This window comes from Bacillus sp. lyk4-R2A-2 (genome assembly GCF_030209735.1).
GTDB lineage: Bacteria > Bacillota > Bacilli > Bacillales > Bacillaceae > Bacillus > Bacillus pumilus.
In genome coordinates, this window is sequence record NZ_JARVRK010000004.1 from 326,469 (window position 1) to 341,707 (window position 15,239).

The 15,239-nt window shown below is 44.0% G+C and carries 14 protein-coding genes; 12 read left to right on the forward strand and 2 right to left on the reverse strand.

What is annotated here, in order from left to right; genetic code table 11:
- Positions 1-55: 55 nt before the first annotated feature.
- Positions 56-397 carry a bh protein gene (locus QRN39_RS04420; protein ID WP_106032379.1) on the forward strand — a complete coding sequence of 114 codons (342 nt, stop codon included), beginning with the start codon at positions 56-58 and terminating at the stop codon, positions 395-397.
- Here the strand turns inward: QRN39_RS04420 and QRN39_RS04425 are convergent.
- Positions 394-1,719 carry an APC family permease gene (locus QRN39_RS04425; RefSeq protein WP_226805075.1) on the reverse strand — a complete coding sequence of 442 codons (1,326 nt, stop codon included), beginning with the start codon at positions 1,717-1,719 and terminating at the stop codon, positions 394-396. The two genes, QRN39_RS04420 and QRN39_RS04425, sit on opposite strands and share 4 nt — an antisense overlap.
- Before the next feature lie 318 nt (positions 1,720-2,037).
- Here QRN39_RS04425 and QRN39_RS04430 point away from each other — a divergent pair, with 318 nt between their 5' ends.
- The gene (locus QRN39_RS04430; protein ID WP_003212217.1) at positions 2,038-2,994 is read left to right on the forward strand and encodes a ring-cleaving dioxygenase; all 957 of its coding nucleotides are present in this window, start codon (positions 2,038-2,040) and stop codon (positions 2,992-2,994) included.
- 135 nt (positions 2,995-3,129) lie between these two features.
- Here QRN39_RS04430 and QRN39_RS04435 read toward each other — a convergent pair whose 3' ends face one another.
- Positions 3,130-4,434: a trypsin-like peptidase domain-containing protein gene (locus QRN39_RS04435; RefSeq protein WP_137054739.1), complete on the reverse strand. Its 1,305-nt coding sequence runs from the start codon at positions 4,432-4,434 to the stop codon at positions 3,130-3,132.
- Between the two features lie 169 nt (positions 4,435-4,603).
- Here QRN39_RS04435 and proG point away from each other — a divergent pair, with 169 nt between their 5' ends.
- The 10 genes from proG (at position 4,604) to QRN39_RS04485 (ending at position 15,200) form a co-directional block, all read left to right on the forward strand.
- Positions 4,604-5,428 (forward strand): pyrroline-5-carboxylate reductase ProG, encoded by an 825-nt coding sequence (gene proG, locus QRN39_RS04440; RefSeq protein ID WP_284906265.1) that lies wholly within the window; start codon positions 4,604-4,606, stop codon positions 5,426-5,428.
- A gap of 189 nt (positions 5,429-5,617) precedes the next feature.
- Positions 5,618-6,442: a M55 family metallopeptidase gene (locus QRN39_RS04445; protein ID WP_003211925.1), complete on the forward strand. Its 825-nt coding sequence runs from the start codon at positions 5,618-5,620 to the stop codon at positions 6,440-6,442.
- Positions 6,443-6,460: 18 nt separating this feature from the next.
- Positions 6,461-7,396, forward strand: a complete 936-nt coding sequence (locus tag QRN39_RS04450) for an ABC transporter permease (RefSeq protein WP_003211100.1) — start codon at positions 6,461-6,463, stop codon at positions 7,394-7,396.
- Positions 7,393-8,355 (forward strand): ABC transporter permease, encoded by a 963-nt coding sequence (locus tag QRN39_RS04455; protein WP_044138912.1) that lies wholly within the window; start codon positions 7,393-7,395, stop codon positions 8,353-8,355. The genes QRN39_RS04450 and QRN39_RS04455 overlap by 4 nt, the downstream gene beginning before the upstream one ends.
- 7 nt (positions 8,356-8,362) lie before the next feature.
- The gene (locus QRN39_RS04460) at positions 8,363-9,373 is read left to right on the forward strand and encodes an ABC transporter ATP-binding protein (RefSeq protein WP_284906267.1); all 1,011 of its coding nucleotides are present in this window, start codon (positions 8,363-8,365) and stop codon (positions 9,371-9,373) included.
- Positions 9,373-10,995: a peptide ABC transporter substrate-binding protein gene (locus QRN39_RS04465; RefSeq protein ID WP_137054735.1), complete on the forward strand. Its 1,623-nt coding sequence runs from the start codon at positions 9,373-9,375 to the stop codon at positions 10,993-10,995. Before QRN39_RS04460 ends, QRN39_RS04465 begins: the two co-directional genes overlap by 1 nt.
- A 312-nt stretch (positions 10,996-11,307) precedes the next feature.
- The gene (locus QRN39_RS04470; RefSeq protein ID WP_050945201.1) at positions 11,308-12,249 is read left to right on the forward strand and encodes a S66 peptidase family protein; all 942 of its coding nucleotides are present in this window, start codon (positions 11,308-11,310) and stop codon (positions 12,247-12,249) included.
- Positions 12,246-13,325: a dipeptide epimerase gene (locus QRN39_RS04475; RefSeq protein ID WP_284906268.1), complete on the forward strand. Its 1,080-nt coding sequence runs from the start codon at positions 12,246-12,248 to the stop codon at positions 13,323-13,325. Before QRN39_RS04470 ends, QRN39_RS04475 begins: the two co-directional genes overlap by 4 nt.
- Complete coding sequence (locus QRN39_RS04480; protein ID WP_226805085.1) at positions 13,325-14,242, forward strand: C40 family peptidase; 918 nt, start codon at positions 13,325-13,327, stop codon at positions 14,240-14,242. Before QRN39_RS04475 ends, QRN39_RS04480 begins: the two co-directional genes overlap by 1 nt.
- Positions 14,232-15,200 carry an ABC transporter ATP-binding protein gene (locus tag QRN39_RS04485; RefSeq protein ID WP_003211497.1) on the forward strand — a complete coding sequence of 323 codons (969 nt, stop codon included), beginning with the start codon at positions 14,232-14,234 and terminating at the stop codon, positions 15,198-15,200. The genes QRN39_RS04480 and QRN39_RS04485 overlap by 11 nt, the downstream gene beginning before the upstream one ends.
- Positions 15,201-15,239: the final 39 nt, after the last annotated feature.

The window sequence follows — 15,239 nt, forward strand, 5'->3', positions numbered from 1 at the left end:
TAGCCATCGAATTGTATAAAAAGAGCAACATCAAACGAGAAAGGAGCTGTGTATCTTGAAGAAAACCGAAATGGAAGCGAACCTACATTGTACTCGGTGCCAAGAAGAGACCCTCCACAGCATCGTTTATGTGAATGATCAGATGAAAAGCGTTGAGTGTACAGAGTGTCATCAGAAGATCAGTGTGAAAGTCGACATCATGAAGGAATTTTACAAAGAAGTATACGAAAAAATTGCGACAAAGCCAAAGCGGATGACGCAGGAATATAAGGCGAATTTGAATGGATTTATCTCAAGACTCCCAATCCGCGTGCTTAGTAAGCCATACCGGCTCATGAGATATTTAAACGAATCATACAAAGTGATTAAGCAATATAAAAAAAGCAGAGCTGATTAGCGCTCTGCTTTTTTGTGTGTTTTTTTCATATAATAATAAATAGGCAGTCCAGCAATCCCGATCAGCATAGAGATGAGACAGCTTTTCCAGTCGGTGATCATGGTGCTGATTAAGACGAATAAAGAACCGATAATCGCAACGATTGGTGTGAGCGGATAAAGTGGTACGCTATAAGCACGTTCGATTCCTTTGTTTTGTTTTCTCAGTTTAAAGACTGCGAAAAAGGCCATGACATAAAAGATGTAGATCATGAAGATCGAAACCTCTGACAGCTTTTCTGGATTGCTGACGACCATAAACACAATGGCGATCAAAATTTGTACAAATACAGCAATCCACGGTGTTTTAAATGTAGGGTGAATACGTGAGATCGCGTTTGCGAAAGGAATTTGCTTTCGCTCTGCCATCGCGAAAATCACACGTGGGAATGAAAGAACCTTTCCGTTCAAACAGCCAAAGATACTAATGATGATGCCGATACTAATGACCTTACCGCCGATTGGTCCAAAGAGCATTGTCGCAGCAGTACTTGTCGCATTTTCTCCAAGCTGTACGATTTGATCTGCTGGTAACACGTGCAAAAGAGCGACATTAATAAAGAGATAGCAAGCCGTGACGATTAAAATCCCGCCTGCCATTGCACGAGGAAGCAGCTTCTCTGGGTTTTTCATCTCACCGCCAAGTGCTGCAAGCAATATCCAGCCGTCATAGGCAAACAACGTAGCCAAGATCGCTGCACCGAAGTTCATTTGAGCGATGCTATCGTTGACAGCCATAAAAATATTTTCGTTTCCTTTCCATAAGCCAAACACAATAATAGCGGCAATCGGGACAAGCTTTCCGATGGTGGTCAGCCCTTGAACAAAGCCGCCGTATTTTGTTCCCATGATGTTAATTAAACATAAAAATAAAACAGTGATAATGCCAATTGTTGTCGACCATAAAGAAGATAGAGAAAATAAATTAGCTAACAATGAACCAAAATAAAGACCGAGCGCACCGATGATGGCAGGTCCGTAAATGATAATCTGCACCCAGCCGCATAAATAGCCCCAAAACTCACCATACACTTCTTCAAGGTAGGCATACAATCCGCCAGTCCGAGGGATTTGTGTACCAATTTCAGCAACAGTGAGTCCGCCTGCAAGGGTTAAAATGCCGCCCAGCAGCCAAGCGAATAATGCGATATCTGAGCTTCCTGAATAGGAAAGGACGTTGCCTGGCTTCATAAAGACGCCGGACCCGATAATAGTCCCGATGACAAGAGATAGGGCGAAAAATAAGCCGATGTCCTGTTTTAACGCTGGTTGTTCTTTGTTCATTACTCGCGACCTCCTGCATCACTTTCGTACGTTACTGTGACATGTATTTTGTTCATTGTAATACGATTTTAGGAAAACAAGAATTAAAAAAATTTTCTGATTTTCGTATTTGTATTTAAAAGTGTTCGTTTATTGGAGATATCAGGGTAAATGTTTCGTTAAAAGCGAACAATAAAAGATTATTTTTGATTTAATGTTAATTTTATCGTTAGAAACCGAACATCTAGCCAAATGGTTGACTTTTCTTGAGAAATGACCTATTTTATTCATAAGGATATTATCTTGAATTCGAGATATTTAGAAATAGGAGTGAACGTAATGAAAATCAATGGAATTCACCACGTATCTGCATTAACAGCCAATGCTCAAAAAAATGTTGATTTCTACCGCCAGATTCTTGGCTTAAAACTTGTAAAGAAAACGGTCAATCAGGATGACCCATCTATGTATCACTTATTTTATGGAGATGAGGTCGCTTCACCGGGAACGGAGCTCACATTCTTTGAAATTCCAATGCTCGCTCGTCGTTTGAAAGGAACAAACGCGATCACAAGCACAGGCCTTCTCGTTTCTTCTGAAGAAGCACTTTCATTTTGGGAAAAGCGTTTTGAAGAGACAGACGTACAGCAAGAAACGGCTTCCTTGAGAGGGGGCAGACCTGCCTTGCGCTTTCAAGACCCAGAAGGGCAGCAGCTATTTTTAACAGTAGAACCGAACGCACAAGAAGCAGGCTCACCGCCAGTGCATGATGATATTCCGGCAGAGTTTGCCATTAGAGGTTTGGGTCCAGTGGAATTAACTGTTGCAGAAGCGGACAAAACGATCCGTGTTTTAACAGACATCCTTGGCTTCACCGAAAGAGCGCGTGAACAATCAAATGATGGTGAGATCGTGACCATTTTTGAGTCAGGAAATGGCGGTGCTGGAACAGAAATTCATGTGATCGAAAAAACTGAAGGGCCTTCTGAGCGTTCCGGCAGAGGAAGTGTGCATCACGTAGCCTTTCGCGTGGAAGATGCAGAGGAACTGGAAAAATGGTATGACAAAATATCAAAAGCAGGCTTCACGAACTCTGGTGTTGTGGAACGTTTCTACTTTAAAGCCCTTTACTTTAGAGAACCGAATGGTATCTTATTTGAAATTTCAACAGACGGCCCTGGATTTACAGTCGACGAAGGAGTAGATGAGCTTGGCGATCAATTAGCCCTTCCGCCATTTCTAGAGCACAAACGAGCAGAAATAGAACAAAGATTAACGCCAATTCAGTCATCATAAAAAAGCAGCTCATGATGAGCTGCTCAGCGTATAGACAAACCCTCGCATTCTTTGTCAGATCTGCAAAGGTTTTCTATCACGCTGAAAAGAAAAAAGGGCTAAAATCATCTTGATTTTAGCCCTTTTTCTTTTGCATTAGGAACTTACCTGCTTAGATTCAGTTTGTGTTAATGTCACCTTCTTCGTTTCTTCTTTTCCGTTTCGAATGAGTGTGATGTTTACGGTGTCTCCAACTTTCGTATTCGTGTATAGTTCATGACGTAATTCACTTCCGGTTTTGATTTGTTTCCCATTGATGGCGGTAATGACATCCTCAGACTTTAAGCCGGCTTTGGCGGCAGGTGAGCCTGCGGCGATTTCTTTGACGTATACGCCTTGATCAAGCTGACTATTTTTGAGACCGAGTGTTTCTTTCTGATACACATCCGGGACTTGTTCGAGATCCAGCATGCTGATGCCGATATATGGACGCTCAATCTTTCCTTTTGCGAGAAGCTGATCGGCGATTGGTTTGACATCATTGATTGGAAGCGCGAATCCAATGCCTTCAACACCTGTTTCAGAAATTTTCATACTCGTGATCCCCACAACCTTTCCATCTGTCGTAAGAAGCGGGCCGCCGCTGTTTCCTGGGTTAATAGCTGCATCTGTTTGAATGACATTAATGTTGCTTTCACCTGAGGATGTGTTCATCGAGACTGTTCGGTCGACACCGCTGACAATTCCTTGTGTCACGGTTCTTGATAGATCTTCACCAAGCGGGTTTCCGATCGCGATGACGGTTTCCCCAGCACGCAGCGAGGAGGAATCGCCTAATGCCGCAACCTTCGTTACGTGACTGCTGCTAATTTCTACAACAGCTAGGTCAGTCAGCGGGTCAGCTCCAACCAGTTTACCTTTGGCGGTTTTGCCATCGTGTAAGGATACTGTGAGTTTATTTGCCCCTTCAATGACGTGGTTATTTGTTAAGACATAGGCTTTACTGCCGGATTTTTTGAAAATCACTCCTGAGCCTGTACCTGTTTTTTCCTCTTGACTGCTTTTATTTTGCTGTGATTCATCAAAAGGCGTATTGAAATCGCCGAAGCTCGTGTCTGTTTGACTTTGCGCTTGGTAGTTTGTAATGCCGACAATGGCTGGTGATACATTTTCCACCATGCTGGAGATGCTGCTCGATGAATGTGATGTTTGGACGGCGGTTGTTTTTGACGAATTGGCACTTGTATCATTTGTCGATACCACTGCTGAATTATGTGCTGTGTTGTCTGATGCGTGCTGGGCATATGGCGAAAGGACGTACACACCTAACGCCAGCGTACCGCCTACAACACCGCTGACAAATGGCTTAAACCAGCCGTTTGGCTTCTTCTTTCGTTTTTGCGGCTGCTCCGTTGTTTGAAGTTCTTGAGAAGGTTGTTGTTCATTTTTGTGATGTGTCATTCAAATCACTCTCTTTCATCATTTTTTCATGTATGGGTTTAAGGGGGTTTTACCTTTTGTTGTGGATACTGACTTGATCGTAAGAAAAAAGTGTGGGATAAAAATGAAAACATTGTGGGAAATTGTTAAAATAAGTAGTGAATCTAAGCAAAATAGAGGAGATTAAACTGTGAAGACAATTGGAATCATTGGATATGGAAGCATGGCTGATATGATGGTGCAAAAATGGCTGGAAAAAGAAGTGCTCGATGCCCATCAAATCATGATCCATACAAGAAGTGAAACGGACCGCCTGCTTCAACTTAAAGACAAGCATCAAGAAATAAACATCTGCTCATTAGAGGAACTTTCTGCGTCATGTGATGTACTTTTTATCTGCGTGCCGCCGCTTGCTGTACTTGATGTACTCGATCAACTGTCTTCAGCAGCTAAATCGGTACATATTGTGTCAGTAGCCGCGGCTGTGACGTTAGACAAGTTATCAAAGCATACGACTCAACCAATATCCAGATACATCCCAACGCTCACGTCAGCTGTTGGAACGGGCGTTTCCCTCGTTGCGCATGGTGAAACTGCTGGAGAGGAAGAAAAGGCGTGTTTGCACCGCCTGCTTTCAGCTTTTAGCATCGTACGTGAAGTTGAAGAAGACAAGTTCGATGCGGCGAGTAACTTGACGAGCTCATCTCCTGGTTTTATCGCTGCTCTTTTTGAAGAAATGGCGAGAGCTGCTGTGAGAAATAGTGAGCTTTCCTTAGAGGAAGCGTATGAATTTTTAACGTATGCCCTTTTAGGCACAGGTCAAGTCCTTGTAGAACGGGGCCTCACCTTTGCTGAAACCGTCGATAGAGTGGCGACAAAAGGGGGCATTACAGGAGAAGGCGCCGAGGTTATTCAAAAGCAGGCACCTCAGATGTTTGATGATCTATTTACACAAACGATGAAGAAATATGAACAGCTGAAATCACAGATTAACGAAGCAGACAAACACCACTAAAGACATAGTTAGTGGTGTTTTATTTGTTAAAAAAATCCTTTGTCATACAGTCTTTTGATCTATAATATCTGAGTCTAATTTCCTTATTTTCAGACATTGTATTGAAAAATCGATCAAGTAATCATATAATTTTTTAGAAAATTTAGAAAAATATACACAAATTTTAAGTTTAATTTAAGGGGGATGGGAATGAAGCTCTATGTATCTGTCGATATGGAGGGGATTACTGGTCTAGCTGATCATACATTTGTCGATGCCCGTCAGCACAATTATGAACGGGGCAGAAAGATCATGACGGGTGAAGTGAATGCCTGTGTGGAGGCACTTCTTCAGCATGGCGCAACCAATATTTTGGTCAATGACAGTCATTCTAAAATGAATAATTTGTTGATTGAAGAATTGCATGAAGAAGCATCTCTTATATCTGGTGACGTCAAGCCTTATTCAATGGTTCAAGGGTTAGATCAAACCTATGATGCTGCTGTTTTTTTAGGCTATCATGCGAGGGCGTCTATGAAAGGTGTGATGTCCCACAGTATGATTTTTGGTGTTAGACATTTTTACATAAATGATCATCCAATTGGTGAAATGGGCTTTAATGCGTATGTTGCAGGCTACTATGGTGTGCCGGTGATTCTTGTTTGCGGAGACGATCAAGCAGCTCTTGAAGCAGAGAAGCTGATGCCTGGTGTGAAAACAGTGGCAGTGAAAGAGACCATATCAAGATCTGCTGTGAAATGTCTCACTCCTGCCAAAGTCAACCAACAAATCTCACAGCAAGTGGAAGCCGCAATGAAACAGATTCATCACATCAAGCCGCTGACGCCTCCTGATCAGCCGCTGCTGAAGATTGAGTTTGCCAATTATGGACAAGCTGAATGGGCGAATTTAATGCCTGGTACTGCCATTATTGAAGGGACAACAACGGTGACGTATCAAGCAGAGAATATATTAGAAGCCTACCAAGCGATGCTTGTCATGACAGAGCTTGCCGCACGTACAACATTTTGTTAAGCGAGGGGGAGACGGCAGATGACCAGCTTTTTGCTCAAGCGTTTTATTGCGATGATTGCCACGATTTTAACGATTACGACGTTAACGTTTATTTTAATGAAGGTCATCCCAGGATCGCCCTTCAATGAAGAACGAAATACAAACGAAACCGTCCAGCGAAACCTCGAAAGCTACTATCACTTAGACGAACCACTGTATGTTCAATATGTCATCTATTTAAAATCCATCGTTACCTTTGATTTTGGTCCTTCCATTAAAAAGCCTTCTGAAAGTGTCAATGATCTATTGGCGAGAGGCTTCCCAGTCTCATTAGAACTTGGTCTTATCTCAATATTGATTGCTGTCATATCCGGCATCCTGCTAGGGGTCATGGCTGCCCTCCGGCACAATGGATTGATTGATTATATCGCCATGACCATTGCTGTTTTCGGTATATCCATTCCAAACTTTATCTTTGCTACCTTATTAATTCAGCAGCTTGCTGTGAATTTGAAGCTCTTTCCTACAGCGATGTGGACAAGTCCGATGCATATGGTGCTGCCAACCATTGCTCTTGCCGTTAGTCCGATGGCCATTATTGCCCGGTTAACAAGATCGAGCATGATTGAAGTGCTGTCTCAGGACTATATTCGCACTGCTAAAGCAAAAGGACTTTCTCCCTTTAAAATTGTGTTTAAACATGCACTTCGAAATGCGCTTTTGCCTGTTGTGACTATTCTTGGCACACTTGTCGCAAGCATTTTAACAGGAAGTTTTGTCATTGAAAAAATATTTGCGATTCCTGGCATGGGAAAATACTTTGTCGAGAGTATTAACAACCGTGATTATCCTGTCATCATGGGAACCACTGTTTTTTACAGCATCATTTTAATCACACTTCTTTTCATTGTCGATGTGGCGTATCGCCTGCTTGATCCAAGGATTCAGCTGCATCAGAAAGGAGGAAAGGCATGAGTATACATTTGCAGCAGGATCAACCGAATCCGCATCATGAAGTGCCGGACGAATGGTTTTCTCCGAGAGAGCAAAAGAAAACGGAGGCCCATGCCATTAAAAGACCCTCTCTTTCGTATTGGGCAGACACATGGAGGCGACTGAAGCAAAATAAGCTTGCGATGTTTAGTCTATCGGTATTGATTTTTCTTTTTATCATGGCACTATTAGGCCCATTGCTTGCACCTAATAGCGTGACAGAGCAGCGTCTTTCGATGCAAAATCTGCCGCCATCCGCTGCTCACTGGTTCGGAACGGATGAGCTTGGACGAGATGTGTTCACGCGTACATGGTACGGGGCGCGTATTTCTTTATTTGTAGGCGTCATGGCAGCCCTGATTGATTTTGCCATCGGCGTGATCTATGGAGGCATTGCCGGTTATAAGGGCGGGAGATATGACCATGTCATGATGCGAATCGTCGAGGTGCTCTACGGTCTTCCTTATTTACTTGTTGTCATTTTATTGATGGTTCTGATGGGGCCAGGGCTCGTCACCATTATTGTAGCGCTCACTGTCACCGGATGGATTGGAATGGCAAGAATCGTGAGAGGTCAAGTTCTTCAGCTGAAAAGCCAGGAATATGTCCTTGCCTCAAAAACCTTTGGTGCAAAGAGCCTTCGTATCATTCGCCGCAACCTGCTGCCGAATACGATGGGGCCGATTATCGTTCAGATGACCTTAACTGTACCAACCGCGATATTTGCAGAAGCGTTCCTAAGCTTTCTTGGTTTAGGCATTCAAGCACCGTTTGCAAGCTGGGGCGTGATGGCAAATGATGCGCTGCCGACAGTGCTGTCAGATAACGGGCATTGGTGGCGTTTATTTTTCCCTGCGTTTTTTATTTCGCTCACGATGTTTTGCTTTAACAATTTAGGTGATGGCTTGCAAGATGCGCTTGATCCGAAGATGAAGAGGTGATGGCGCTTTGAAAAAAGTTCTACAAATCATCGATCTGCACGTCAGTTTTCGGACATATGGCGGCTCAGTTCGAGCGGTACGCGGGGTGAATGTGGATGTATATGAAAAAGAAACCCTTGCCATTGTAGGAGAGTCAGGCTGCGGGAAAAGTGTGACTTCACAAAGCATTATGAGGCTGCTGCCAGCTTACAGCGCTCATGTTGATCAGGGAGAAATCTGGTTTGAAGACCGAAATTTGCTGTCATTATCTGAAAAAGAAATGCGCGCCATACGAGGTGTCGATATTTCGATGATCTTCCAAGATCCAATGACCGCACTGAACCCAACCTTGACAATCGGCGATCAGCTCATGGAGGCGGCAAAGGAGCATCAAAAGCTGACGAAAAAAGAAGTGACAGAAGCCGCCATTCGGATGCTTGATTTGGTCGGCATTCCGCAGCCGAAGGAAAGGTTAAAGCAATACCCTCACCAGTTCAGCGGGGGAATGAGGCAGCGGCTCATGATTGCCATGGCACTAATTTGCGAGCCCAAAGTGCTGATTGCTGATGAACCGACGACCGCACTGGATGTGACCATACAGGCACAAATATTAGAGCTGTTTAAAGAGATTCAGAGAAAAACAGGGGTCACCATTATTTTAATCACACATGATTTAGGGGTCGTCGCCCAAGTCGCAGACCGGGTAGCCGTCATGTACGGAGGGAAAATGGTGGAGGTCGGAACGAGGCGAGATATTTTTTACAGTCCGCAGCATCCCTATACAAAAGGACTTCTGAAATCCGTTCCAAGACTTGATATGAAAGATGAACTCATTCCAATTGAAGGAAGCCCGCCTGATTTATTTGCTCCGCCAAAGGGCTGTCCGTATACAGATCGCTGCCCGTCCGCCATGAAGGTGTGTGATCATATCATGCCGCACGAAACGCAGCGGTCACCTACCCACACAGTGCATTGCTGGCTCCAAGATGAGCGAGCGAATCAAACCGTTTTATCTTCAACACAAAGGGGGAGTTTTTGATGAGAAAAAAGGGATGGATCATCAGTATATGTTTGTTCACGATCATGCTGCTCGCAGGATGTACAGCCAATGAGCAAGCAGGGAAAGGATCATCAAGCAATCAGGGTGAAAAGAAAGTATTAACTTTAAATAACGAAAATGAACCGACGTCGTTTGATCCGCCGATTGGTTTTAATAATGTATCGTGGCAAGGACTCAATAACTTAATGGAGGGATTAACAAGACTGAATGAAAAGCACGAACCATCTCCTGCAATGGCGGAAAAATGGGAGATATCAGAGGATGGAAAAACGTACACGTTCCATTTAAGAGATGGCATCAAGTGGTCAAATGGTGATCCAGTGAAAGCGAGTGACTTTGAATATGCGTGGAAGCGGCTGCTTGATCCGAAAACAGGCTCATCTGCATCGTTCCTAGCCTACATGATTGAAGGCGGAGAGGCATTTAACAGCGGAAAAGGAAACAAAGAAGACGTGAAAGTCAGCGCTGTAAATGACAAAACGCTTAAGGTCACACTGGCATATCCGCAGAAATCGTTCTTAAATATGACCGCAAACCCTGCTTTTTTTCCTGTCAATGAACAGGTAGCTAAGAAGGACCCAAACTGGGCAAAAGACGCCAAAACCTTTGTCGGAAATGGACCGTTCAAGCTGACAGAGTGGAAGCATGATGAGAGCTTCACAATGGAAAAAAGTGAGACGTATTGGGACAAAAAAACAGTCAAGCTGGATCAAGTGAAGTGGCTGATGATCAGTGATCGAAACACAGACTATCAAATGTATCAATCAGGAGATTTAGATACTGCCTTTGTCCCAGCAGAGCAAAGTGAAAACCTGCTGAAAAATAAAGATGTACAAATTGAAGACCAGGCTGGATTGTTCTTTTATCGTCTGAATGTGAACATGGAACCTTTTCAAAATAAGAACATCCGCAAAGCTTTTCAAATGGCGATCAACCCGCAAGATATCGTGGATTATGTAACGAAAAATGAAGAGAAGCCAGCACGTGCCTTCGTCTCGCCAGGCATTCTTGATTCAAAGGGTGAGGATTTCAGAAAAGCTGGCGGTGATCTTGTGAAGAATGATAAGAGTGAGGCTGCGAAGTTATTAGAAAAAGGGCTGAAAGAAGAGAACTATTCAAAACTGCCAGCCGTCACATTGACATACAGTACAAAGCCTGAGAACAAGAAAAAAGCTGAAGCCATCCAGCAGCAGCTGAAAGAAGCGCTAGGTGTAGATGTGAAGCTTGCAAACATGGAAGCCAATGTGTTTGCAGAAGATCAAAAGGCGCTCAAATTCCAATTCTCACAAAGTTCATTTTTAGCAGACTATGCAGATCCAATCAATTTCCTAGAGAGCTTTCAAACAGGGAATGCCATGAACCGGACAGGATGGTCAAACGATACCTATGATCAGTTGATCAAAAAGGCGAGCCAGGAAGCAGACGAGCAAAAGAGAAATAACATTCTTCATGATGCAGAGGCACTTCTCATTGAAGAAGCACCGATTATTCCGATTCATTTTTATAACCAAGTTCATTTACAAAAAGAAGGCGTGAAGGGGATTGTCCGTCACCCTGTTGGGTATATCGATTTGAAATGGGCACAAGTAGATGGAGAGTAATATTAGGATCAAAAGACGCTTTTAGATAAAAGCGTCTCAGCGTGTAGACAAACCCTCGCATTCGTTGTCAGTCCTGCGCGCTGGTGCTCACGAATGACAAATTCGCTCCGCGCCAGTGCTCGTCCTTCCTAGACTGCAAAGGTTTTCTATCACGCTGAAAAGAAGACAAAGGGCTAAAATAAACATCATTTTAGCCCTTTGTCAACAATCTAAGACGCTTTTAGATAAAAGCGTCTGTTCCTTTATATTCGTTCATGTTATGAAGCAGAAACCCATAGATTGAAAGAAACAAAGAGAAAGAGGGGATATGGCATGAGCCAGCTGCCAGTGGCACTTCAAACAGGGGATACGGTGGGGATTATTGCACCAGCAAGCCCTCCTGATGAGCTGAAATTAGCAAAAGGGATTGCCTTTTTAGAAAGCCTCGGGCTAAAGGTGAAAAAAGGGAAGTATTTGGGCCGCCGGTATGGATATTTAGCAGGTCATGATCATGAAAGAGTGGAGGATCTTCATCGTATGTTTCAAGATCCAGAAGTGAAGGCGATTATTTGTGCTTGCGGAGGATACGGGACTGGCAGACTTGCGGAAGCCATTGACTATGACCTGATTCGCCGGAATCCAAAAATCTTTTGGGGCTATAGTGATATTACGTTTTTACATACGGCCATCCAGCAGCAGACGGGTCTTGTGACGTTTCATGGGCCAATGCTTTCCTCTGATGTGGGACTTGAGGAGGTCCATCCTTATACGAAAGATACCTTTTTACAGCTGTTCGCACCGAAAGCCTTTACGTATGCGCACCACTTGTCACCCCTTCATACTTTCTATCCGGGCACCGCTTCAGGTGAGATTGCAGGAGGAAATCTTGCCCTCATCGTGACAACACTTGGTACGCCTTTTGAAATCGATACGAAGGGAAAGCTTTTGTTCATTGAAGATATTGACGAAGAACCCTATAAAATCGATCGAATGATGCAGCACCTCACATCTGCTGGAAAATTGGATGATGCGACTGGATTCATCATTGGAGATTTTCATCAATGTGAGCCAAAAAAGAAAAATCAGTCCCTCACATTGAATCAAGTATGGGACACCTATATTGTCCCGCAAAAGAAACCTGCACTTGGGGGCTTCCGGATCGGTCATTCTTCGCCAAACTTTGCCATTCCAATGGGCACGCAGGCTGCATTAGATGCGACAGGAAAAAACCTGCACATTTCTCCAGGCGTTGCAGCGAAAGAGGTGATCAAATGAAAATCGTTGATGTTCGTACATTCAGAATGAGTGTACCGCTAAAAAAACCTTTCAAAACCGCTTTACGAACGGTGTATGACGCAGCATCTCTAATCGTTATCATCACATATGATCAAGGTGACGTCAGCTACGGAGAGGCAGTCCCGACAACAGTGATTACAGGTGAAACGCTGGAAAGCATCGACTATGCCATCTGCGAAGTGATCAGACCGAGTTTGCTTGGAGCTTCCTTGTCAGAATATGAACAAATTTTTTCTCATATGAACAGGGTGCTCGCTTGCAACACAAGCGCAAAGGCAGCGGTTGACATGGCCATTTATGATGGCTTAGCGAAGCAGGCAGGACTTCCGCTTTATCAATACCTTGGCGGATATCGCAGTCAGCTTGAAACCGATTATACGGTCAGTGTAAACCGTCCGCTTGAGATGGCGGAAGATGCGAAGCAATACGCAACTGAAGGCTTTCAGACATTAAAGATCAAGGTAGGAAAAGATGATATAGATACCGATATTCAGCGTATCAAGCGAATTCGAGAAAAGATCGGGCCGGATATTCAGATTAGACTCGATGCGAACCAGGGCTGGACGTGGAAGGAAGCGGTCGTAGCCATTCGGAAAATGGAGCCACTGAATATCGAACTAGTCGAGCAACCAGTGCCAAAAGAAGATATCGAAGGCCTACGCCGTGTGACGGAGGCAACAGATACACTGATAATGGCAGACGAAAGTATTTTTAGTTTTCATGATGCGATCAAGGTGCTTGAAACGAGAAGCTGTGATTTAATCAATTTAAAATTAATGAAATCAGGCGGCATAAAAGAAGCCCTAAAAATCAATGCACTGGCAGAAGCATACGGCGTAAAGTGCATGATTGGCAGCATGATTGAGTCAAAACTTGGCATTACAGCAGCCGCTCATCTCGCCGCCAGCCAGCCAAATATCACCCGCTATGATTTTGATGCCCCGCTCATGCTAAAAGAGGACATGGTGGACGGAGGAATCGTGTACAAAGGAAAAGATATCTTTTTCCCGCCGCATCATGGGTTAGGCATTCAAGGAGTGAAAGGAGTCTCATGATGATATTTGAATCAAAGGTTGCAGTTGCGAACGTATGGACAGCGCCGCAGTCACCGAGAGAAATCGATCAAAAGGTACTTCAGAGCTCCTTCAAATTCAAAGAGTGGATTGACAAGCAAACATATGAAGAAAAACTGGCTTTATGTGAAGAAAATCTGATCCAGTCGCAAGTACTGCTCGGTGAACGAGTCATTGGCTTAGAAGAAACAGACGGCTGGATGAAAGTCGTTATTCCGCAGCAGGCCAGCCGGAAACACCCACAAGGCTATCCTGGCTATATACCTGCAAACCAACTAAAGCAAGTGACAGAAGGAAGTGCACCAACTATATCTCATATCGTTTGTCAGAAAAAAGCCATGCTCTATCGAAACGGGCAAGCGGACATGGAAATTAGTTTTTTAACAGAGCTCGCAGCTGTAGAAGAAACGAGTGATCGCTTTCGTGTTGTCACACCAGCAGGGACGAGAGAAATCAATAAAGCAGATGTGCAGCCAGTTTCATCCATTTTTTCTATGGCCGGCAAAGATGTTGTAGACAAGGGAAAACAATTTATTGGTCTTTCGTATTTATGGGGCGGCATGAGCAGCTTTGGCTATGACTGTTCGGGCTTTGCTTACAGCATGTATAAAGCGTGCGGATATCTTTTGCCGAGGGATGCAAGTGACCAAGCAGTGCAAGGAACACCGGTCGCATCAAGCCATTTAGAACAAGGCGACTTATTGTTTTTCGCCAATGACAACGGAAAGGGAGCAGTCCGCCATGTGGGGATCTACGCAGGTGACGGTATGATGCTTCATTCGCCTAAAACCGGCAGAGAAATTGAACTTCTTTCCCTTGCTGGCACTTCATATGAAAAAGAATGGGCAGGTGCAAGACGGTATTTGCGAAGCGAGAGGAGCAAAGGTCATGGCAGTTGAACCACTTTTACAAGTAAACAATCTCAAAAAACATTTTCATCTATCGAAAGGAAGAACGCTAAAAGCGCTAGACGGTGTCTCCTTTCAGCTGAAACAAGGCGAAACATTTGGCCTTGTTGGCGAGTCCGGCTGCGGGAAATCCACACTTGGAAAAGTGCTTATGCGCCTTTATGAACCGACAGATGGAGAAGCTTTGTATGAAGGGAAAAGCCTTCATCACCTTTCACAAAAAGAATCCTTTGATTTTAATCGGCAAATTCAAATGGTGTTTCAAGATCCGTATTCCTCCTTAAATCCGCGGCTATCTGTAAAAGATATTATGCTGGAGCCAATGGAGATTCATAACCTTTATGGGAGTCAAAAGAAAAGGGTTGCCCGGGTGAAAGAACTACTGGAAGCTGTTGGACTTAGCTATGACTTTGCCACGCGCTATCCTCATGAATTCAGCGGAGGGCAGAGGCAGAGAATCGGTATTGCAAGAGCACTCGCCTTAGCGCCGAAATTTATTGTGGCAGATGAACCAATTTCTGCACTAGATGTCTCCGTTCAAGCGCAGGTCGTGAATTTGCTGAAGAAACTGCAAAAGGAGGAAGGGCTGACATTTCTCTTTATTGCGCATGACTTGTCGATGGTCAAATATATTAGCGACCGAATCGGTGTCATGTATTTAGGTCATCTCGTCGAATTGACTAGCAGTGATACGTTATATCAAACACCGCTGCACCCCTATACACAAGCATTGCTGTCAGCGATCCCCATTCCAGATCCTGACGTGGAGGACAAGCGCAAAAGGTTCATTTTAAAGGGAGAAATTCCAAGTCCAGTGAACCCGCCAAGCGGCTGTGTATTTCGAACAAGGTGTCCTGCAGCGATGGATGTGTGTGCTGAAAAAAAGCCAACATTACAAGCAGTAGAAGAAGGGCATGATGTCGCCTGTCATTTATACGATCGGACATAAAAATAGGCAGATAAAAAGCCAGCAAGTAGACAAACTGTT